At 69.7% G+C, this 20,681-nt stretch carries 21 protein-coding genes; 9 read left to right on the top strand and 12 right to left on the bottom strand.

Annotated features, from left to right (window positions below):
- Positions 1-2: 2 nt before the first annotated feature.
- Together O7605_RS22210 and O7605_RS22205 are read left to right on the top strand one after the other, a co-directional pair.
- A complete protein-coding gene (locus tag O7605_RS22210) occupies positions 3-1,010 on the top strand; it encodes an ATP-binding cassette domain-containing protein (protein ID WP_269742721.1) in 1,008 nt (335 codons plus the stop codon).
- The gene (locus tag O7605_RS22205; protein WP_269740938.1) at positions 994-1,755 is read left to right on the top strand and encodes an ABC transporter permease; all 762 of its coding nucleotides are present in this window, start codon (positions 994-996) and stop codon (positions 1,753-1,755) included. The genes O7605_RS22210 and O7605_RS22205 overlap by 17 nt, the downstream gene beginning before the upstream one ends.
- Positions 1,756-2,129: 374 nt before the next feature.
- Here O7605_RS22205 and O7605_RS22200 read toward each other — a convergent pair whose 3' ends face one another.
- A complete protein-coding gene (locus O7605_RS22200; protein ID WP_269740937.1) occupies positions 2,130-3,098 on the bottom strand; it encodes a glycoside hydrolase family 6 protein in 969 nt (322 codons plus the stop codon).
- A gap of 163 nt (positions 3,099-3,261) precedes the next feature.
- Between O7605_RS22200 and O7605_RS22195 the strand changes: the two genes are divergently transcribed.
- Positions 3,262-4,386, top strand: coding sequence for a LacI family DNA-binding transcriptional regulator (locus O7605_RS22195; RefSeq protein WP_332317144.1), 1,125 nt, complete (start codon positions 3,262-3,264; stop codon positions 4,384-4,386).
- A gap of 563 nt (positions 4,387-4,949) precedes the next feature.
- Positions 4,950-6,410, top strand: a complete 1,461-nt coding sequence (locus tag O7605_RS22190) for an SDR family NAD(P)-dependent oxidoreductase (RefSeq protein WP_269740936.1) — start codon at positions 4,950-4,952, stop codon at positions 6,408-6,410.
- A 188-nt stretch (positions 6,411-6,598) separates the two neighbouring features.
- On the opposite strand, the gene O7605_RS22185 is transcribed toward O7605_RS22190, so the two are convergent.
- The 6 genes from O7605_RS22185 to O7605_RS22160 all read right to left on the bottom strand — a co-directional run bounded on the left by O7605_RS22185 (position 6,599) and on the right by O7605_RS22160 (position 13,244).
- Complete coding sequence (locus O7605_RS22185) at positions 6,599-7,228, bottom strand: TetR/AcrR family transcriptional regulator (RefSeq protein ID WP_269740935.1); 630 nt, start codon at positions 7,226-7,228, stop codon at positions 6,599-6,601.
- The gene (locus O7605_RS22180) at positions 7,123-8,472 is read right to left on the bottom strand and encodes a methyltransferase (RefSeq protein WP_269740934.1); all 1,350 of its coding nucleotides are present in this window, start codon (positions 8,470-8,472) and stop codon (positions 7,123-7,125) included. Before O7605_RS22180 ends, O7605_RS22185 begins: the two co-directional genes overlap by 106 nt.
- Entirely contained in the window at positions 8,469-9,368 is a 900-nt protein-coding gene (locus O7605_RS22175) for a hypothetical protein (RefSeq protein ID WP_269740933.1), read from the bottom strand. The genes O7605_RS22180 and O7605_RS22175 overlap by 4 nt, the downstream gene beginning before the upstream one ends.
- Positions 9,369-9,736: 368 nt before the next feature.
- Positions 9,737-11,080: an MFS transporter gene (locus O7605_RS22170; protein ID WP_269740932.1), complete on the bottom strand. Its 1,344-nt coding sequence runs from the start codon at positions 11,078-11,080 to the stop codon at positions 9,737-9,739.
- The gene (locus O7605_RS22165; protein ID WP_232511420.1) at positions 11,077-11,904 is read right to left on the bottom strand and encodes an SDR family NAD(P)-dependent oxidoreductase; all 828 of its coding nucleotides are present in this window, start codon (positions 11,902-11,904) and stop codon (positions 11,077-11,079) included. Before O7605_RS22165 ends, O7605_RS22170 begins: the two co-directional genes overlap by 4 nt.
- On the bottom strand, positions 11,901-13,244 hold the full coding sequence (locus O7605_RS22160; RefSeq protein ID WP_269740931.1) for a flavin-containing monooxygenase: 1,344 nt from the start codon (positions 13,242-13,244) through the stop codon (positions 11,901-11,903). Before O7605_RS22160 ends, O7605_RS22165 begins: the two co-directional genes overlap by 4 nt.
- A 126-nt stretch (positions 13,245-13,370) precedes the next feature.
- On the opposite strand from O7605_RS22160, the gene O7605_RS22155 reads away from it, so the two are divergent.
- Both O7605_RS22155 and O7605_RS22150 read left to right on the top strand, forming a co-directional pair.
- Positions 13,371-14,501, top strand: a complete 1,131-nt coding sequence (locus tag O7605_RS22155; RefSeq protein WP_269740930.1) for a PucR family transcriptional regulator — start codon at positions 13,371-13,373, stop codon at positions 14,499-14,501.
- Between the two features lie 29 nt (positions 14,502-14,530).
- A complete protein-coding gene (locus tag O7605_RS22150; RefSeq protein ID WP_269740929.1) occupies positions 14,531-14,740 on the top strand; it encodes a hypothetical protein in 210 nt (69 codons plus the stop codon).
- A 181-nt stretch (positions 14,741-14,921) separates the two neighbouring features.
- On the opposite strand, the gene O7605_RS22145 is transcribed toward O7605_RS22150, so the two are convergent.
- Positions 14,922-15,278 carry a hypothetical protein gene (locus tag O7605_RS22145; RefSeq protein ID WP_269740928.1) on the bottom strand — a complete coding sequence of 119 codons (357 nt, stop codon included), beginning with the start codon at positions 15,276-15,278 and terminating at the stop codon, positions 14,922-14,924.
- A 118-nt stretch (positions 15,279-15,396) separates the two neighbouring features.
- Here O7605_RS22145 and O7605_RS22140 point away from each other — a divergent pair, with 118 nt between their 5' ends.
- Positions 15,397-15,876 carry a barstar family protein gene (locus O7605_RS22140; protein WP_269740927.1) on the top strand — a complete coding sequence of 160 codons (480 nt, stop codon included), beginning with the start codon at positions 15,397-15,399 and terminating at the stop codon, positions 15,874-15,876.
- 63 nt (positions 15,877-15,939) lie between these two features.
- Here the strand turns inward: O7605_RS22140 and O7605_RS22135 are convergent, their stop codons facing one another.
- From O7605_RS22135 to O7605_RS22125, 3 genes are all read right to left on the bottom strand, one after another.
- Positions 15,940-16,467, bottom strand: a complete 528-nt coding sequence (locus O7605_RS22135) for a hypothetical protein (RefSeq protein ID WP_269740926.1) — start codon at positions 16,465-16,467, stop codon at positions 15,940-15,942.
- A 133-nt stretch (positions 16,468-16,600) separates the two neighbouring features.
- Entirely contained in the window at positions 16,601-17,113 is a 513-nt protein-coding gene (locus O7605_RS22130; protein WP_269740925.1) for an HAD domain-containing protein, read from the bottom strand.
- Positions 17,114-17,210: 97 nt separating this feature from the next.
- Positions 17,211-17,432 carry a hypothetical protein gene (locus O7605_RS22125; RefSeq protein ID WP_269740924.1) on the bottom strand — a complete coding sequence of 74 codons (222 nt, stop codon included), beginning with the start codon at positions 17,430-17,432 and terminating at the stop codon, positions 17,211-17,213.
- Between the two features lie 121 nt (positions 17,433-17,553).
- Between O7605_RS22125 and O7605_RS22120 the strand changes: the two genes are divergently transcribed.
- Complete coding sequence (locus O7605_RS22120) at positions 17,554-18,369, top strand: tetratricopeptide repeat protein (RefSeq protein WP_269740923.1); 816 nt, start codon at positions 17,554-17,556, stop codon at positions 18,367-18,369.
- An 854-nt stretch (positions 18,370-19,223) separates the two neighbouring features.
- On the opposite strand, the gene O7605_RS22115 is transcribed toward O7605_RS22120, so the two are convergent.
- A complete protein-coding gene (locus O7605_RS22115; protein WP_269740922.1) occupies positions 19,224-19,703 on the bottom strand; it encodes a YfbM family protein in 480 nt (159 codons plus the stop codon).
- Between the two features lie 561 nt (positions 19,704-20,264).
- On the opposite strand from O7605_RS22115, the gene O7605_RS32210 reads away from it, so the two are divergent.
- The gene (locus O7605_RS32210) at positions 20,265-20,633 is read left to right on the top strand and encodes a phage integrase central domain-containing protein (protein WP_443084000.1); all 369 of its coding nucleotides are present in this window, start codon (positions 20,265-20,267) and stop codon (positions 20,631-20,633) included.
- Positions 20,634-20,681 lie beyond the last annotated feature (48 nt).

The raw sequence follows: 20,681 nt of genomic DNA, 5'->3' as shown, positions 1-20,681 counted from the left end.
GCATCATCGAAGCCAACGAGTTGACCCGCACGTTCCGGTCCGGCCGGCAAAGCGTCGCGGCGGTCCGAGGCGTCAACCTGCGGGTCGAGGCCGGCGAGATCGTCGGCTTCCTCGGACCCAACGGCGCCGGCAAGACCACGACCCTGCGGATGCTGACCACGCTGCTCCGCCCGACCAGTGGCACGGCCCGGATCGCCGGCGCGGACCTCGCCACGGCTCCCCGCGAGGTACGCCGCCGAATCGGGTACGTCGCCCAGTACGGCGGTACCGACCCCAACGCCCTGGTGGACGAGGAACTGTTCCTGCAGGCGCGCCTCTACCGGATCCCGGTCGCACCCGCCCGGCGCCGGGTGGCCGAACTACTCGAACAGTTGGACCTCGGTGGGCTGGGTAAGCGGCCGGTCGGCTCGCTCTCCGGCGGCCAGCGCCGCCGCCTGGACATCGCGCTCGGCCTGGTCCACGATCCGCAGATCGTCTTCCTCGACGAACCCACCGCCGGCCTGGACCCGCACAGCCGCAACAACCTGTGGGAGCACACCCGCCGGCTCCGCGAGGACCACGGCACCACCGTCTTCCTGACCACCCACTACCTCGACGAGGCCGACGCGCTCTGCGACCGGATCTTCGTGATCGACCACGGGCGGATCGTCGCCGAAGACACCCCCGCGAACCTCAAGCGCCAGCTGGCCGCAGACGTGCTGACCGTGGAGGTGGTCGGCGATCCGGCAGCTGGCCAACGGCTGCTGGCCGGACTGCCGGGCGTCCGGCAGGCCGCGGTGACGAGCACGGGCGGTATCCAGGTCACCCTGGCCGACGCCGAACAGGGGATCACCGACGTGATCACCGCCCTGTCCGGCGCGGGCATCGGCGTCCGTGCCCTGCAACTGGCGCGGGCCAGCCTGGACGACGTCTTCCTCAGCCTCACCGGCCGCGCACTGCGCGACGACCCGCAAGACCAACAGTTTCCCATCCCGACCACCGAGGGGGCGGACCATGTCCCTGCTCGTTGACATCCTGCTGGTGTTCCAGCGCCACCTACGCATCTCCCTGCGCAACCCGCTGTGGATCGTCATCGGGCTCTCCCAGCCGGTGGCCTTCCTGGTGCTCTACGGCCCGCTGATGACGAGCACCCTGTCGATCACCGGCGTCGCGCCGGAGCGCGCCTGGCAGACGTACGTGCCGGGGGTGCTCGTGCAACTCTGCCTCTTCGGCTCCGCCTTCGTCGGGTTCGGAGTGATCGCCGAATGGCGCGGAGGGGTGATCGAGCGGCTGCGGGTCACTCCGGTGAGCCGGGTCGCGCTGCTGCTCGGCCGGGTGCTGCGTGACGTCGCGCTGCTGGTGGTGCAGGCGGTGCTGCTGGTCGTGGTGGCGTTGCCGCTGGGTCTGCGCGCGTCGGTGCCGGGCGTGCTGGTGGCGCTCGGTGTGGTCACGCTCCTCTCGCTCGGCCTGGCCTGTCTGTCCTGCGCTCTCGCGCTGACCGTCAAGAGCGAGGACACGTTGGGCCCCACTCTCAACACCGGCCTGATGCCGCTGCTGCTGCTGTCCGGGGTGCTGCTACCGATGTCCTTCGCTCCCCGCTGGCTGGACCTGGTCTCCCGGCTCACCCCGTTCCGGTACATCGTGGACGGCATGCGCAGCGCGTTCCAGGGTGAGGTGTTCAGCGTAACCGTACTGTCGACAGTCCTGGTCGCGCTGTCGATCAGCGTGCTGTCGGTGCTGCTCGGCGTACGTACCTACCTGCGGCAGAGCGCCTGACCCGGTCGGGTCGACGACTTCCCGGCCAATGTCGCACCGACGGGTCCCCCGGAGTGGGCCGCAGCTGCCGGAGACGTACCGACGGGAGGCGACCGTAGGTACCAACCAGCTTGATGGATCGCACCGCGCGGCCTCGGAGGTGTAGTCGTCGCAGTCGGCGGATCTCCGAGGCGGCGATCACCACTTCCGCGTTCCGGGGCCGTTGCGCCATTCCCCGCGCGAACGGGTGGTAGCAGTCATCCAGTCCCCACGCCACAGGTGGGCGTGCTCGGCGCCTCTCTGGGCCCAATGCCTGGACACGGAGAGGCGCCGTTGGTGTGGCAGGGCACGGAGAGCATCGGCCGCGTGCGACGTCAAGCTCTCCGTGCGCTGCGCTAGTAACCGTAGATCATCTTGTAGGCCACCTCGGGCAGGAACTGCCCGGCGCTGGATCCGCCGCCGACTCCGCAGTTGCCGTCGGACTCCCCCGGCGTCTTGAGCCACAACAGCATTTCCCCGCCGCCGCCCATCCGGCTGGGTGTGCCGATCCGGCGCCCGCCAGGGTTGCACCATTGACCGTTGGAGCCGTTGCCGTTGCGACTGGTGTCGATCACGTACGGCTTGCTGTATCCGAATCTCCATAGCGCGGAAGCGACCTGATTGCCGTAGTTGGTGTTCTCGCCGGTGGTGAAGTAGTTCGAGACGTTCAGTGCGAAGCCGCGTGCGTTGCGCACGCCGGCCATGTCGAGCCGCTGCGCCATCGTCTGGGCGTCGACCCAGCGGGGATTGCCGGCGTCGATGTAGGCCCAGGTGTTGGGCGCCTTGGACCGGAATTGGCCGATGGCGCGGGAGAGCATGCCCACTCGGTCATTGATCTGCGCCTGGCTCATGCAGTTGAAGTCGCCCAGGGAGTCCGGTTCGAGGACCACTACGGCAGGACGGCTGCCGATGGCGGAGGCGAAGGAGGCGATCCATGAGTCGTACGCGGCGACGCTGCCGGCGCCGCCACCGGAGTGGCCGCCGCACGCGTCCCGGCCGGGAAGGTTGTAGGCCACCAGCAGCGGAAGCTTGTCTACAGCGTCTGCGGCTCCCCCATAGCCCCTGACCGCGCTCCCGATGTCGCCGCTCCAGTTGCCGAACCATCTGGCCATCGGCTTCTGCGCGATCTCGGTGCGGATGGCGGCGGCGCGTCCGTCGCCCGGGTTCGCGGCCGCCCACCTCGCGGGGCTCGAGTTCGGGTCGACGTAGAAGCCGCTGGTCTGGCTGATCGGATCCGCGTGCGCAGCTGGTGCCCCGAGCAGGATCGCGGGAACCGCCAACGCCAGAGCGGCGGCAAGTCCCCAGGGGCGGGTAAAGCGTTTCATGGACAGCTCTCCTCTGGGTGAAACTGGAAGCGCTTCCAGCGATGTTCATCCATGCATTGCCGTCCGATGGTCGGTAAGTTTCAAGTAGATGTCAAGAGAGACCACCCCCATCACAAGATCAGGTTCAGAGATTTCTGGGACCGCTTCCAGCCCGACGAGGACAATGGACCACCTCGACGCCGTCGATGCCGACCGATACGATCGGTCGGCGGTAACGGCACCGGCCGGCGGTAGCGGCTGCCCGACGTCGGACAGGGAAGGACTCGGCATCGCGATGGCAGCGCGGCGGCCCCGGCGGCAACCGACCCTCGACGAGGTGGCCGAACGCGCCGGCGTGTCACGTTCCGCCGCGTCCCGTGTGATCAACAAGGCACCGCATGTCAGCCGCGCCACGCGCGATGCCGTGGAGCGCGCCATCAAGGAGATGGGCTATCTCCCCAACCGCACCGCCCGTGCGTTGGCCACCCAACAGACGGGGATCGTCGCGCTCGCGGTCTCCCATGACGATCCCGAGCTGTTCGCTGACCCGTTCTTTGCCCAGGTCATCGTCGGCGTGTCCGCAGCGCTCGAGGAGACCGATCTTCACCTGCTGCTGTGCCTGGCCAGCTCCGGCCGGGGCCGGTCCCGGCTGACCAACCTGCTGCACACGCGCGGCGTCGACGGCATCATGCTGATGGCCCTGCACGGCGACGACCCGCTGACGCACATTGTACGTCGGGCCGGCCTGCCGGCGGTGTACGGCGGGCGGCCATTGACTTTCGAGCCACAGTTCTACGTCGACTCCGACAACCTCGGCGGTGCGCGACTTGCCACCGAATACCTCATCGGCCTCGGCCGAACCCGGATCGTCAGCATCACCGGCCCCCTGTCCACCGACGTCGGCCGTGCTCGCCACCGCGGCTACCGAGAGGCGATGATCATGGCAGGGCTGACCCCGTACGCGACGGCGGAAGGCGACTTCACCGAGACCGGTGGTGCCGCAGCGATGAAAACACTGCTGGACAGCCACCCCGACCTGGACGCCATCTTCGCCGCCAGCGACGACACGGCGGCGGGCGCCCTACGCGTCCTCATCGACGCCGGCCGCTCCGTGCCAGCCGACGTGGCAGTGGTGGGCTTCGATGACCTCGGCACAGCCGAACGAACCGATCCGCCGTTGACCACCGTCCACCAGTCGGTCCAAGCCCTGGGCAAGGAGATGACCCGCATGCTCGTCGAACTCATCGCGGGACACGAACCCTCGTCCGTCATCCTGCCCACGAAGTTGGTGCTACGCGACTCGGCATAGGAGCGTGTCTCAGGTGGTGAGTTCGAGGTAGCGTTCGTGGCAGGTGAGGGCGGCCGCGGGGGTGACGAACGCGCAGTAGAGGCTGGCCGAGCGCTCGTGCGCGTTGCCGCCAGGTCGCACGTGGCAATCACGTCGGTTGGCGCGGTGCCGAGACATCGCCGGGTGGCCTCGGCCTGCACCATGGCGACAAAGCCCTCAGCTCACGATCGAGCCGTCCCAACGGAGTCCATCCCGCTTGATCGCGAGGGCCGTGGGGTCGAGGTTGTCGGTGCGCTCCAGGTGGAAGAACAGGGCGCCTCACCGACCCGCGCACCGCAGCCGGGATGGGACTACCGCATGGGCTGGCGCCCGGACCAAGGGCCAGCTGGCGATCTCCCTCCGTCCGGGGAAGGGCGCAGGTCGACACAGCTGGTCGGCCCGTTGATCGGCTCCGGTATGGGACTTGCTGGCCCGTCAACAGGCGCGGGATGCGTCGGAGGCCGCGTGGTGCGTACAGTTCCGGGTCGGACTTGGGGTGGGCCGGGCAGGTTCCGGCACAGGGAACGGGACGAGACAGCGACAGCATGACGACGGACAAAATTGGGGAAAACGGTCAATACCGCATTGACCCGGCCCGGCTGGAGACCTGTCTCAGCGTCTTCGAGGCGTTGGAGGACCTGCCTCCCGATCACCCCGACGTGGTGCGGGTGCAGCGGGCCACCGCGAAGCTCTACAAAACGATCAAGCAGCGGCGACGTGAGGAACGGCGGGATGCCATCGCGGCGGCCGACCGCGCGGTGACGGCGGCCACCGCCACCGGCGCCCCGGGCCGCATCGACGACGAGACCCAGGGCAACCCGCTCACCTCCCCCACCGTAGGTGCCACGGCCGGCGTCCTGCACAAACCGCGCGGCTGCTACATCTGCAAGCAGCGCTACCGCGATGTGGACGCCTTCTACCATCAGCTCTGCCCGCCCTGCGCCGCGCTGAACCGGGAGCGCCGCGACGCCCGCACCGACCTGACCGGCCGACGCGCGCTGCTCACCGGCGGCCGGGCGAAGATCGGCATGTACATCGCGCTGCGGCTGCTGCGCGACGGCGCGCACACCACGGTGACCACCCGGTTTCCCCACGACGCGGTCCGCCGATTCGCCGCGATGCCCGACAGCGGGCAGTGGCTCCACCGCCTGCGGATCGTCGGGATCGACCTGCGCGATCCCGCCCAGGTGATCGCCCTCGCCGACTCGGTCAGCGGCCAGGGACCACTGGACATCCTGATCAACAACGCGGCGCAGACCGTCCGCCGCACGGCTGCCGCGTACGCGCAACTCGTCGCCGCGGAGGCGGCGGCCCTGCCGGACGGCCCACTGCCGGAGATGATCACATTCGGCAAACCGACCGACCGGGCCGACCCGGCGGGCAGCCTGACAGCCCCACTGAACTCGCCCACCATCACCCCGCACGCGCTCACCGCACTGGCGCTGACCAGCGGCTCCGCCTCACCGGAACGGATCGCGTCAGCCAGCGCCATCGACGCCGGCGGCCTGGTCCCGGACCTCGACCCGGTCAACAGTTGGGTGCAGCGGGTGCACGAGGTGAACCCGGTCGAGCTGCTCGAAGTGCAACTGTGCAACGTGACCGCGCCGTTCGTGCTGATCAGCCGACTGCGACCGGCGATGGCCGCAGCGACCGCCCGCCGCAAGTACGTGGTGAACGTGTCGGCGATGGAGGGCCAGTTCGCCCGCGGCTACAAGGGACCGGGACACCCGCACACCAACATGGCCAAGGCCGCGCTGAACATGCTGACCCGCACCAGCGCCCAGGAGATGCTGTCCGACGGCATCCTCATGACCAGCGTCGACACCGGTTGGATCACCGACGAGCGGCCTCACCCGACGAAGATGCGGCTGGCCGACGCCGGCTTCCACGCCCCGCTGGACCTGATCGACGGCGCGGCCCGGGTCTACGACCCGATCGTCCGCGGCGAACAGGGCGAAGACCTGTACGGCTGCTTCCTCAAGGACTACACACCCTGCGCCTGGTGATCGCTGCTGCCCCGCCGAAAACCTCATCCCACGAAGGGACCCGAAGCACTGGCCGCGAGGACCAGACGACCCGGTGGTCGAGCCATCGAAGTTCGGGGGGATCCTCAATCAAGTCCTCGCCAGACAGCTCTACCGCTGCGTCAAGAGCCGCCGCCAGGCGCTCCCGACCGCTCGGCCGGCATTGTGGTCTAGCGTCGGGTCGCTTTGCTGATCTTGTTGTTGATGGCGCGCCGGGCGATCGGGCCGAGGTCGTCGACGATCTCGATGAGCACGGCGAGTTGGTCCAGCGCCTCGATGGCGCGCTCGGCTGAGGGCCGGTCGACGCCGTCGTACAGCTCCAGGCCGATGAAGGCGGCCGACACCGCGCGGGCGAGCCCGGGCACGTCGGCGACCTCGGCGAACGGTGAACCCGCCAGCAGCCGGCGTAGTACCAGCTCGATCTCGTCCACCCACAGCTGCAGGGACTCGGCGGTGGGGGCGGCGAGGCGCTCGTCAGCCTGTGCGCCGGCGAGCATCTGGGCCAGCACGGACACGTTGCCCAGCTCGCGTTCCTCCTCGTGCAGGGTGCGCCCCACGTCGAGCAGTTCGCGCAGCGACCCGACCTGGCGCAGCCGGGCCGACCAGTGGGCGACCCGCTCGGCCGTGCCGGTCCGGCACGCCGCTGCCAGCAGCTCGTCGAGCGTTCCGAAGTGGTAGAAGACCAGCGCCTGGTTCACTCCGGCGGCGGCGGCGATGGTGCGGGCCGAGACGCCGGCGATGCCATGCTGGCGGATCGCGGCGAGGGTGCCGTCGAGCAGGCGTCGCTTGGTGTCGAACATCGCTCTCCTCCCGCCGGGTGCGGCGGTGCGATCATCGCATCCGTCACCAGTTGCGCCAGCCAGGTCATGCCGGGCAGCCGCAGGGCCCAGCCCACCCCGGCCCAGCCGAGGTTGAGGTGTTCGAGAGCACGGGCGACGGCGGCCACCCCCCGTTCCGAGTGGCCGTCGCCGCCCGTGTACCCGGCCCGCAGCTGCCCGGCCTCGGCCGGCGCGATCGCCAGGTTCACCGGGTCCCGCCGCGCCAGGAACCGCCAGACCGCCACGCACGGCCCGCACCCGGCGTCGAGCCGCAACACCGCGGGCGCGCCCGCGATGTACGGTCGCCAGCGCGGACACCAGTCGCGTACCGCCCGTCGCCAGTCCCGCCAGGCGTCCCCGTGCCGGCGAGCCAGGTCGTGCTCCTCGTGCGGCCGGGCCACGGCCGCACTGAAGGCCACGGCGAGGGCGGTCGCGGCCAGCAGCGCCATGCTGCGGGTGACCGCCGCGGTCAGCAGGAGCAGGGCAGCCGCACCGACCTGCATCGGGTTCGCCAGGTACGCGTAGGGCCCGGTGCTGACGAGCCGGGCCGGCGGATCCCACGGGTACGGGGTGCCGCCGCCTCGCGCGGCGAACTCGCGTACCGCGATGAGCGCCGGGGTGGCCACCAGCAGCGCGACCTGGGCCAGGACCAGAAGGGCGGCCCGGGACAGCCCGGTGAGCGGGGCCCACGAACCGCCACCCAGCTCGAAGGCGACACCGGGCACGAGCCACAGCAGCAGCGTGGCGAAGACGACGACCTGGAGCAGCACCCGGGCCCGCAGGTGCCGGCCGTCGGCGCTCCACCGGCCGAGCAGCTGCGCGGGGAGGGCCACGGCGAGTAGCCCCACCACCTCGCCCACCAGCCAGTGCGGCCCGAGCAGGACGAGCGGGTGCAGCGCCGGCATCGCCACCACGTCGAGCCAGAGCAGCAGGCCCAGCGCGACGGGCAGGGGCAGGAACCGGCGCAGCAGCACCGGCAGCGCACCCCAGAGCGCCGCCCAACCCAGCCACAGGTCGACCGGCATCCCCCGGTAGGCCCCGTGCACCGGCGCGAACGCGTACCAGCCCGTCCGGCGGGCCGACTCGTTCAGCGCGGCGACGCCCAGGGCGACGGCCACGGCGGCGAGCAGGGCGGCGGCCCGTGCCCGCCGGTCGCGCTCGATCCGGGCTGCGGCCAGCACCGCCAGCAGGGGCACCCCCAGGGCGAGCCAGCGGGCGGCGGTCACGGCAGGACGAGCATGTCGAGCAGGTGCCCCACGCCCTCGTGGAGCAGGCCGCCCTGGAGCGGCCCGAAGTACCAGGAGGGATCGAGACCGCGCTCGTACGCCACCCGGACGCGCACCTCGGTACGTTCCCGATCCACCGCCTGCCAGGTCACCTCCGCGTGCCGGAAGGTAACCCACCGGCCGGTGATGGCGGTGTCCTCGACGAACCGGAAACCGACCCGGCCCGGCGCGGTGGCGGTGACCTCGGTGAGCAGATGCCCGCCCGGCCCGTGCGACCCGTCGTGGTAGGCGAACATCCAACGGTCCCCGGTGGCTAGGCCGTCGCCGGTGACCCGGGTCGGCACGGGTACGCCGAGCAGGCGCAGCGGCACCGACCGGACCGGCACCGGGCGAGGACCGGTCGCCAGCCGCTCACCGACCGCGTGGGCCGGCAGGGTAACCACCCGGACCACCTCGACCGACTGCTCCGGGGCAATCCGAGGGGCGAGCCCGGTGCCCTCGAGCCCGGACAGGAGCAGCAGGGGCACGGCGACCAGCGAGTACGACCGGGTGGCGTCGCGGCGGGCCAGCCTGATCAGGGCGGTGGTGCCGTGGGCCACGGCGTACACCAGCGGCGCGGACAGGATGACGCAGATGGCGCCCTCGTGCAGCGCCACCGAGGCCAGCAGCAGCGCGATCGTGGTGGCGGCGAAGACCCGGCCGTGGGTGGTACGGCCCGGGGTCAGGGCGAGGGCGGCGGCCAGCAGCACCGGCAGTCCGACGAAGAGCAGGGCACTGTCGGCACGCCCCTGGGCCACGGTGACGGCGTAGACGACGATCCCGAAGGCCGCGATGAGGCCGGCGAGCATCCAGTTGGCCCAGGTGCGCCTCGGCTCCGGCTCGGGCTCACTGGTCATGCTTCCTCCCAGGTTTTAAGCGACCGCTCAAACAGAGGATAGGCCGATTTGAGCGGTCGCTCAAGAGGTGGCCCGGTCGAGCTGGCCGAGCCGGGAGGGCTACAACAACGGCCAGCACCGCGCCCAGGCGCTGCTCGACGCCGGCGTGCGCCGGGTTCTCATCGAACGCGTCGTCGATTGACCAGCCGTCGGTGCGGCGGTGCGGGACGCTTTGGCAGCGGTGGCACCGCGTGATCGCCGAACCCGAACCGGCGCAATGCCGGCAACGTCAGCCCCCATTCTGGCTGCTGGCTCCCCGCCCGATGCTCGGGACGCTGGCCATGCGAGCTTTCGCTCGGCGACCGGTGCCCGGCCGGAGCACGCAACGCTCAACCGGTGTGGCGTGTCCGATCCAGCTTCCAGCGCACTTGGAATGTCAGCGCCGCGGCCATCAGCACCGCTGGGACCACGGTGAAGCCGATCAACAGGGCGGTGTGGGCGGACTCCGGCTGCGTCACGGTCTGCCCCTCGGTGGTGGCGATGAAGCCGCCCAGGGCGAGCACGGCCGAGTACACGTACGGGCCGATTGCGGTGCCGGTGGCTTCGGTGGCAGTCCAGACACCGGTGTAGGCGCCAGCCCGGACGGTACCGCGCTGCTCGGCGGCCGCGACCGCGTCCGGGACCATCGAGAACGCGAACAGCTGCAGCCCGGCGAACGCGATGCCCAGGATTCCGACCACCGCGACAGCCGGCCCGGTGCCGTAGCCGAGCAGCGGCGCCAGCGAACCGGCCACGAAGACCGCCTGGCAGATCAGCAGGCCACGCTGCTTGCCGATGCGCCGGGACACCTGCATCCACACCGGACCGGCGATGACCGCTGGACCGAGGAACGCCCCCATGAACACCGCGGTTAGCCCAGAGTTGTCGAAGACGTAGTTGGTGTAGAACGGCAGCGCTGCGAGGAACAGGTGAGTAGTGGTGCCGGTGAACAGGTAGGACAGCACCAGCGCGCGGAAGTCGGGGTCCCGCCAGGCGACCGCGATGTCACCGATGGTCGAGTGGGCCGCCTGCTGGTCGGGCATCCGGAAACCGGCGTGGGCGGTGAGACGCCGTACCCCGGTCAGTGCGACCAGCCCGGAGATCACCATGACGCCGGAGAGCAGCAGGGCCATCCAGCCGTAGTCGCCGCGCCGTCCCGACTCCACGAGCGCCGGTGCGGCCACACCGGCACCAAGCAACCCGAGGGTGAGGAAGAGCATCCGGAACATGAACACCCGGGTGCGCTCGTGGTACCCGACTCGGAGATCGGACGGGGTGGTCAGGTAGGGCACCTGGAAACACGCGAAGAGCAGGTTGCCGGCGATGAACCAGCCGCCCACCCAGAGCGCCGCCGATGCGCCGGAGAAACCGGCGGGCACCGAGAACATCGCCACCATGGCCACCGGAAGCAGCAGACCGACCCGCAGCATGCTGAGCCGGTGTCCGCTGCTGCGCGCTTCCCGGTCGGATCGGCTGCCCAGCATCGGATGCACGATGATGTCGATGATCTTCGGCAGCAGCAGGGTGAGACCGGCCAGGAACGGCGGGACACCGAGCGTATTGGTGAGGAAGTAGAGCAACAGCAGGCCGGGAACGGTCACCCAGACGCCCATCCCGACCGAACCGGTGGCGTACGCGATCAGGTCACCTGCCCTGGTCCGCACCTCGCCCGCCGCCCCGCGCAGCGCCGTCATCGGGTCGCCTCGTGCCGTGCGACCACACCCGCAGCCAGCTCGGCGCCCTGGAACGCGCCGGAGCGGACCCGGCCGGCGAGGATGCGCGCCACGATCCGATCGGTCAGCGCGGGCAGGTGACGGGCCAGGAAGAACTCGACCGCGCCCCGCCGGGTGGTGGGTAGATCACGGCGAGGACGACGACTGAGCGCGGCGCGCAGCACGGTCCGGACCACCCCGTCCAGCGGCTCGTATTGGCTCATGCCCTCCAGCGAGAGCCCGGCCGCGGCCGTCGAGTCGTGGATCGGGCTTCGTACCGCCGACGGGTACACGCAGGTCACGCCGACATGGGTGCCGAGCTCCAGACGCAGCGCGTCCGCGTACGCGACCAGGGCGCGCTTGGAGGCACCGTACGCAGCGGCCAGCGGCAACTGCATGACGGCCATCCGCGAGCTGAGCATGACGATCCGGCCACCGGAGGCGACCAGCGCGTCCACACATGCGGCGGTGACCCGCCAGGTGCCCAGCAGGTTGATGTCGAGCTGGCGGCGTACTTCCGCGCCCGGCGCCAGTTCGGCCGGGGCGGGCCCACCGATCCCGGCGTTGTTGATCAGCAGGTCGAGCCCACCGAGCTGGTCAATTGCTTCGCGTACCACCGCCGGCACCGCGTCGTCGTCGGTGATGTCGCAGGCCAGGACCCGGACCGGGTCATCGGCACGGGGGGCCAGGTCCAACCCGACGACCTGGGCCCCGAGTTCGTCCAGCCGGGCACAGATGGCCCGGCCGAACGTGCCGGAGGCACCGGTGACGAGGACACGCAATCCGCGGGGGTCTCGGGCGCTCAAACCACACTCTCCTCGGCGGTGAAGGTGCGTCCGCCCCGGGCGAGGCGATTCCGACCAGCCGCGATCTCCCTGGGCAGGTCGGCGACGTACCGGTCGAAATCGATACGCATGTGCGGCCGCGCGTTCGTGCCCCACCGCTCGATGGCGGCGCGCAAGGCTCGCTGCACGGCGTGCTGCTGTTCGTCGGCGTTGGGCAGGGCATAGCCGCCGGAGAGATACGCGGCGACCAGTTTGGCCTGGACCTCCACGACCGGCAGGGCGGCACCGGTGGACTGCATCAGGCCGACGAATGCCAGGCTGGGGTCGTCGAGATGGAAGACCCGCTGGTACAGCGGCAGCTGCTGGGGGTCGGGGCCCAGCCATCGAGGGGACAGGAACGGGATACTCACCCGGTACCCGGTGGCCCAGACGATCACGTCGACCGGGTCGGCGCTGCCGTCGGTGAACATCACCCGCTCCCCTTCCAGCCGTTCGATGCCGGGACGTGGGGTCACCTCGCCGTGGGTGAGCCGGTGCAGGATCGTGTCGCTGATCGTCGGATGGTTCTGGAACAGGCCACCGGCCGGGGCGGGTAAGCCGTACCTCTGCGGGGTCCCGACGGCGAGCCGCAACAGGGTCTCGGCGATGCGCTGCCGCAGCCGCCACGGCAGGGCGGCGAGGGCACCGCCGGTCGCGTCGGCCGGGCGGCCGAACAGGTACTTGGGGACGATGTGGACGCCGCGCCGGGCGGAGAGCAGGACCGGCCCCTGAGCGACGTGCGAGGCGTCCACCGCGATGTCCATGGCCGAGTTGCCCATGCCGACGATCAGCACCCGCCGATCTAGGAAGACGTCCGGAGTGCGGTAGTCGTGGGCGTGCATCTGGGTGCCGTGGAACGTCCCCGGATAAGCCGGATCCGGATAGCGCGGATGCCAGTTGTGGCCGTTCGCGACCACCACGGCGTCGTACCGCTCGGTGTCACCGGACTCGGTCGTCACCGCCCAGAGCCGGCCACGCTCGACGTGAGTGACCGTGCTCCCGAACCGGATGTGCGGAATGAGCCCGAACGACTGCGCATAGTCGGCCAGGTAACTGGCGACGCGACTGGCCGACGGATAGTCGGGCCAGTCCGCCGGCATCGGAAAATCCGCGAACTCGGTGCGGCGTTTGCTGGTGTTCAAGTGCAGGGAGGCGTACGCCGCAGACAGGCCGCTGCTGTTGTCCCTGACCCACAGGCCACCAGGCCGGTCACCCTTCTCGTACGCCACCACCGCACAACCGGCGTCGAGCAGCGCCTTCACCGTGGCGAGACCGGCCGCTCCCGCACCGATCACCGCCACCCGACTGAAAGAAACGGCCATGGTGCTCCTCGACGGTTGTAGCTTCCGCCAAACCGTAGGGCCTGGTACAGGGGCGAATACATGGCGTGGACCACGCAGTTTCGGGTTCTTGTTGTAGCGCACCACAACGGCGGGGAGCATGACAGGATGACGCATCCGGACGGCTGGACGACGGTGGTGGACCTGATCGAACGCGTCGTGGGCGATGACGAACTGCTGCCGTCGGTGGTCGCCGGAGTCCGTACCACCGTGCGGGAGGTCTCCGCACTGCCCACCTCCGACATCGCCGGGCACACCCGCGCTCTGCTGGTGGCCGCAACCCGCGCATTGGCCGCACGGCGCGGCCCCACCGAAGCTGAGCTGTCGTTCGTCGCGGACCTCGGTGTCACCCGTGCCCGGCAGGGCGTGCCGATCGAATCGGTGCTGGGCGCGATCCACTTCGCCGAGCGCGCGATCTGGGCTCGGGCCCGGGAACTCGCCCGGGACCAAGGCGTCAGCGCCGAGCAACTGCTGGACGTCCGGGACCTTTACGACGACTGGGCCGAGGCCGTCCGGGCCCGGCTGATCAGCGCGCATCGGGCTACCGGAGCCAGCACGGATCCGCTTCCCGGGCGCCGGGACACGGCACTGCTGCGGCGGCTGCTCCAGGGTGGTTCGGCGGCCACGCTGGCAGCCGCCGAGGCCGGCCTTCCGGTCACCGACGGGCTGTGGGTGCTCGTCGCCCGGCCCGGGGAGACCGCCGCCGGCATCGAACGAGCCGTGCGCGAGCACCCGCCGGTGCTGTGCGCAACCGTGGACGACCTGATGGTCGGAGTTCTGTCCCGGGCTCCGTCCGCCCGCCTGAAGGCGACCGGGGCCGTGGCAGGACTCGCCGGCCCAGCCGAACCGGAGAAACTCGCGCCGGTGCAACGGCTCGCCACCGCGGCCCTGACCGCCGCCGAGTCCACCGGCCGCACCGGACTGATCCACATTGCCGATGTGGCCTGGCTGGCGGCGTTGACCGAGCGGGCAGACCTGGCAACGGTGCTGCTCGACCGGTACGCGCCCGCGTGGGCGACACTCGGACCGACTGCCGAATCGGTGGCGCACGCTGTGCTCGCCTGGCTGGAGAGCGACCGCGATGTGGACCTCGCCGGGGCGAGACTTTTCGTGCACCCCAACACAGTTCGCAATCGGGTCCGGCGCTTCGCCGCCGTCACCGGCATCGACCCGGCGGGCACCTTCGGTGCCATGACCGCCTGGTGGCTTTGCCGAACCTGGCTGCACGACGCGACCTGATCTCGCACCGTGCGGCGCCCTCAGCGGCCATGATCCTGACCAACTCCACCATCATCGTCGACAGCCCACGCTCCCCATCCCTGGCAGAGCTGCGGAGCTGGCTCGACCAGTGGGAACACGCCGGCCTGCCCGCCGCGACCTGGTACAGGCCCACGCTCACACCGAACGACGACGAAGACCTCCCCGGCTGGGATCTCACTATCGATCCCGGAACTCCGCCGACTGCTGAACGCCGCTGACACCGCCCGCCCCACACCACCACGGATAACCGTCAGTAATGGCCTGGCCCGCTCCCACTCAGATCAGGTCGACGCGTTCCTGGACGATCGGATAGCCAGCACTCGCGAACATGGCGACCATCGGGAGATTGGTCTGGTCCGTGCCGGCCACGATGTGCTCTGCCCCCGGTACGGCGCTTCGTTATTGACCGTACGAGCGACGCAGCTGTGCGTTGATGAGGACGTTGAGCCGGAACCGCATGTGCCCGATCTTGCTGGCCGTTGGCTCCGGTCGCGGGGTCAGCAGCGCCCAGCGCAGTCGACTTTCATATCCGTCCTGCTCGATATCGAACCGGATCCGTTCGTCGAGCCTGTCCGGCCAAAGAGACGACCAGACCACGAGACTCGGTTCAAGGCTGTCCAGGATTTGTGGGTCGACCTCGTCATCAAGCAGGTCCAACCATTGCCGAGCCGCGGGATCACGAGGCCGGACCAGCGATGCCCAGACAACTCGGGGAGGCGCCGGCTGGGACCGCATTCGGCTACCCAGCTCGATCACAGGACCGAGCATACCGGCCCTACTGTTCCACCGGACCGCACGCGTGGCGGCAGCTCCGGACGTAGGTGACACCATAGGGCCGCGATAGCTGGGGAGGACGTCGATCGAGGTGGACAGGATGACGGACGACGCGTGGCACGGCTTGAGTGATCCGCTCATGGTCTGCTCACACGGCTCCGTGGTGGAGTTGGCGGCGGTGCTACCAGCGTCCGGCAGGTTCGTCGTCGCCCGCCTTGACGGCACGAGGATGGCGGATGCCGGCCATGTCTTCTACGACTTCTCGGACGCGTTGTTCTTTCCCAGCTACTTCGGCTGGAACTGGAACGCACTGTCCGACTGCCTCCGAGATCTGCGCTGGCTGCCGGCGGACGGCTACCTGGTGATCGTCGACAACGCACCCCAGTTGTTGTCGGACAGTATCCAGGACCGGCACACGCTCCTCCGTGTTCTCGCCCAGGCAGTTCGCCACTGGGCCAGCCCACTCGGCCGACCGCAAGGGCAGGTTGCCCCGTTCATGGTGTTGCTGCTGGTCGACGGCGACGACGAGGCGGTGCAGCTACGGCAGGACATCACGCAGGCACTTTCCGGTGGGCACTGAAGTCCGAACCGTACCCGGTGTCCGGCGTCCGCTGCTTGCGGCGAAGGGTATTCCTGAAGGGGGTCAGCCGCGGCTGGCGTACAGGTAGACGGTGACTGCATCGGGTGCGTCGAGGTCGACCAGGAGCGCTCGGCTGGTGCCGTCCGCGAGTGGCTGTTCCTCGTCGAGGCCGGCGATGGTCGTGGCGGTTTCGGGGTCCCATGTGTTGCCGCCACCGATGTTGTGTGTGGCGTCGACTGCCCGAAGCCCTGGTGTGAGAGCCGTCGTGAAATTCGCCGTGGCGACGAAGGCGTCGAGTTCGGTGCGGGGTATGCGGAACTTGGCCGAGAGTTGGGTTTCCAGGCCGTTGCGGTACACCGCGACCAGCAGCACGCTGCCGGGCGGCAGGGTCACCTGAGCGAAGGCTTCCACCTGGGCCGCGCTGGCGACCTGCGGCCCGGACTGCACTGGCAGCAGGTCTATGCCGTTGCTGCCGACGGACAGCCCCACCACGCCGCAGGCGATCAGCGACAGAAGCAGACTCACGCACGCGAGCACGAGGGCGATCGTGCCTCTGCGATTACGCGTCCTCGGCGCAGCGGCCTCGATCATGGCCAACACGATACGGCGCACGCCCATCGGCCACGTCCGGACCGGAGCCCGGACCGGCTCGGCGGGACACTGCACAGCGGCGGCTCGCAGGCATGAGCCGACGAGCCGATCTCACGATGGACAGCGCAGCGGATCACGCTGCCTTGTCACGGTGGTCGAGCCACTGCTGCACTGCCGTCAGGTCGGTGCCGGTCAATCCCAGGTGCGGGTCGACGTTGCGCAGCAGCGCCGGGTGTGGGTGGTGGGCGGCGACCCATCGCCGGTCGGCGTCGGTGATCTCGTCGTCGAGCCAGACGAACGGACGCCCTGCCGCCCACCGCGCCAACGAGGCGGTTTTCCAGTGCACGCCGTACGGTGGTTGTTCGTCGTCGATCCAGTCGACCACGGGTAGAGCGGGTAGGCCGAGCCGAGGTGCCACCACCTCGTTCGCCTCGACCATCCACGTACTCGCCCACACCAGTTCACCCGGCAGGGCCAGTAGCCGGCGACCGTCGTCGGGTTCGAGGCGATCCAGCAGAGGATTGCCGTGACCGTCGCCCACGCTGCCGCTGCGCTGACGGCCGGCACCGATAGGTCGGGCCCGCAGCGGAATGAGCACACCGTCGATGTCAATGAAGATCAACGGTTGCCTGTCGGTGGCAGACACCGCCGAACCGTACCGCTCATTGGCGGTCAGCGGTCCTCGGCGTCAGCCGCCCCGTACGTGACGCAGCGCACCGGGCGCGGCAAATGAGTGACCCCGATCATCGGCGGCTGTAGTCGTCGCGACCGTGCCGCTTCTGGCCGTAGCCGCCCTGTGCAGCGTTCGTCTGGCCTGGGCCTGCACCGCCTGGCGGTGTACGGACCTCGTCGCCGGCGCTGTCGGCCGGCGCTAAAGTGTCGATCGTGTCGACGACAGGAGCGCTCGCTCTCGCCCAGGTGATGGCCCACTGCGGCGGTTCGCCCGCCGCGGCGACGAGCTTCATCGCGCGAGCGGTCGCCGCCGATCCGCGCGACCCTGAGCCCTACACGGCGCTGGAACACCTGCGGCGCGAGCTGCCCGCCGAGGTCACGGCCGTCGTCGCGGCGGCGAACACGATCGGACCGATGCTGGCCCGGGCCTACCTGTCCTTCGTCGACGGCGACATGGACGAGGCTGCGATGTCGCTCGGCGCGGTCACCGGCTACCAGCCAGACGTACCGTGGGCGTCCGCACCGTGGTTCGGCGACGAGCGATTCCTCGGTGCCGTGACCCCGGCCGCCGTCGCCGAGGCCACGATGCGCATCAACGACTACGACCGTGACCTCGACACCGACACGGTCCGCGAGTGCCTGGCCCCGTGGTTCCAGGCAATCGAGGCGGTCTGCGACCGGCATGCGGACCCTGACGCAATGGCCCGCATGGCGATCTTGCTGCGCGTGTGCGGCCGCACCGACGCGTCGTTCGCCCTGTGCGACCAGGCCGACGCCGTGCGACGCGTCCCGTTCACCGAGGTTGTCCGCGCGGGCACCTGGCGCCACATCGGCAACCGTGCCGAGACGGCCGCGGCCTTCCGGCGCGCCCTGGCGCTCGATCCGGCCAACTGGTCGCTGCACCTCGACCTGGCCGATCTGGCCGCCGAGAAAGGCGACTTCGCCGAGGCCGCTGCGCTGGCCACTCGCGGCGAGAAACTCGAGCCGGACGACGTCACGATGCGGGCAGCCGCCGCCGCGTACCGTGCCCGCTCGACCGGATCGGTCGCTGACCTGAACACGCTCACCGAACTAACGCCGAAGGTGCCCGAACCCTACCGCCAGACGCTCATCGACTACGCCTACGCTCACGGCACCCAGGACATCTCACGGTTCGATGTACGCGAGTCCGGCGCCGTCTCGAAGGCCGGCCCTGGTTGCCCGCCTCGCCCGTCCATTCAGGCACGGTGACGAGCCGTAGGAGACCGGCGCGCACGGTCGGCGGCTACTTATCTACTCGTGATACGACCGCAGCCGGCCAGGCTTGGTCGAGGTGACCGGCGGGTTCGCTCTATCGGCGGCTGCAGATGAGCGTGCCCAGCTGGGTAGCCGCAATCCGCATGCAGTCGGGTAACGACATTGCTACCTTGCCACTGGTGGCGAGGCGAAGGTACGTGGCGAGGGGCGTTGACGGCGGCTACCGGATCTGGGACAACCGGGCCTGCCGGTGGTGGGGCGACCATTATTAGCTCTGCCAGACGAGTTGCTCAATGAGCTGAACGGTGCCCGTGACTACGCCAAGATCACGGCGCTGCTCCGGAAGTACCGAGCACAGAAGCGGTAACGCAGTACAGCAATCAGCCAGTCCGCGTGGATCGCCGGGACGGATGCCGCTGTTCGGTCGTTAAGCCATGGTGACGCGCTGATGATCTTTACAAGAGTCGAAGGCCGTGCGAGCGTCGGTCTGTGCTTCCCATTGGCCTTGGCAACTCCGCAGGCGCATCACCGCAGGCTCCGCTCGGGGTCCTCGGGGTTCTGTTCCTGACGTTCGCCCTCGGAAACGTCGTCCTGCGGCTGTGGGCCACGCGCCGGCTACGAGCAGGCAGAACACTGCCGGGACCATCCCGAGTGCTTCGCCTGTTCGTCAACCACCCAAAGCTCTTCTTCGGTGCCTTGTTCGCACAGATCACGATCGGCGTCCTGCTGGCGCTCACCGCCATCGTCACGACCGGTCCTTGAGACTCTGCCGTCGACCAGCTACGGAAGACTCCCTCAAGGGGTCGGTCTCCTCATCGCCCGCCTCGGCGGCAGATCAGTGCCCCAGTTCAGGTGGCAGTGAAGACCACGGCACGCCCCGCGGCTGCAGCCCGCTGGTAGAACGCCCGAACGTCGACGAAGTTGTCCCAGGTGTAGTCGAAGTCGGCGTCGTCGAGGGCACCCCGATAGTCGGGGTCGTCGATGGCGTCGAACCGCTGGCGCAGCTGGCCTCGGTCGACGTGCTGCAGAGCGGCGGCCACGTCCCGGGCCTCGTCCGCCGTGAGGTAGACCACGACGTACTCCTCGTGCAGCCGGCGCCCACCGAGCACCGCATGGCTCAACGGATACTCACCACCGTCGGGTTCGAGGGTGCCGTCGGTCAGGCATCGGTGGATGGCGTCCCATGCCTTGTCGGTGTCGACCTTCAGGCCGTCCTCGGTCCACGACTCCTCGATGAGTTCGTCCACCGCGTCGCCGTCGCCGTCATCGGCGGCCGCGAGCAGCGACCGCTCCTGCTCCGGCGTGATCGCGAAGTGCACTCCCAACACGCAGAGATCCTATGCTGATCTTCACCAGTGGTTGCCGAGGTTCACCTCGAACCACGGCATGACGGAGCAGCAAGGGCGGCGCGCCGGTTGCGGCATGTGCGTGCGTCGTGGCCGCCCCCTAAGCTCTTCCCGTCCCAGTCCAAGGTGCGGTGGCTCCGGATGACCGCACCCGCGATCCTGCAGGAGAGGGTGGCAGCCCGTTCGAGCCGGGCCGAGTCTGGGGGACCGCGGCAGATCCGGACGCAGGTGACACCATGAGGTGCGAAGCGTAGGTTCGGCACGTGCTGGAGGCGTGGGGACTGACTCTGACCACGGACATTGCGCGGCAAGTCAGGCAATGGCGGGCCGAAGGCTACACGTGGCGTGCGATCGCTGCAGCCGCCGACCAGGCATGGGGCACCGAGTCCCGAGGCAACCAGCTCTTCGGAAGAGATTTGTGCCTGGAGTGCGCGCGGATGCTCGGTGAAAATCCGAATGCTGCTCCCTGGGACTGAGCGCTGAAGATCGGGAAACCTCGCCTGCAGCACCCCCAACGACGACGAGGTCAGCCGGGAGACCCGCATCAGCGCCCTCGCCGACCTGCGGGTCGAGGAGATCACCGCCGAGGAACGGATCGCAGCCCAGACCATCCACCGCTACCAAGCCAGCCTGCGTACCACGATCCTGCCCGCCCTGGGCAACCTGCGTATCCGAGAAGCCAGCGTCGGACGTATCGACCGGCTGCTCCGCGAGATCGCCAAGGACCGGCCTTCCGCGGCCAAAGGCGTGAAGGTCGTCCTGGGCCAGATGTTCGCCCTCGCCGTGCGGCACGGCGCGATCCCGAGCAACCCCGCACGCGACACCGGCCGGCTCCGTAAACCCCGCCGCACCGTCGTCGTCCTCAGCGGCGAGCATCTCCACGCCGTCCGGGCGGCGATCCGCGACTGGTAGCAACCCATCCCGGGCAAACCTGGGCCTCGGCACACCGGCGACCTGGCC

The sequence above is a fragment of the Verrucosispora sp. WMMA2121 genome, from assembly GCF_027460185.1.
Lineage (GTDB): Bacteria > Actinomycetota > Actinomycetes > Mycobacteriales > Micromonosporaceae > Micromonospora > Micromonospora palythoicola.
This window is presented reverse-complemented; position numbering and strand designations above follow the sequence as displayed.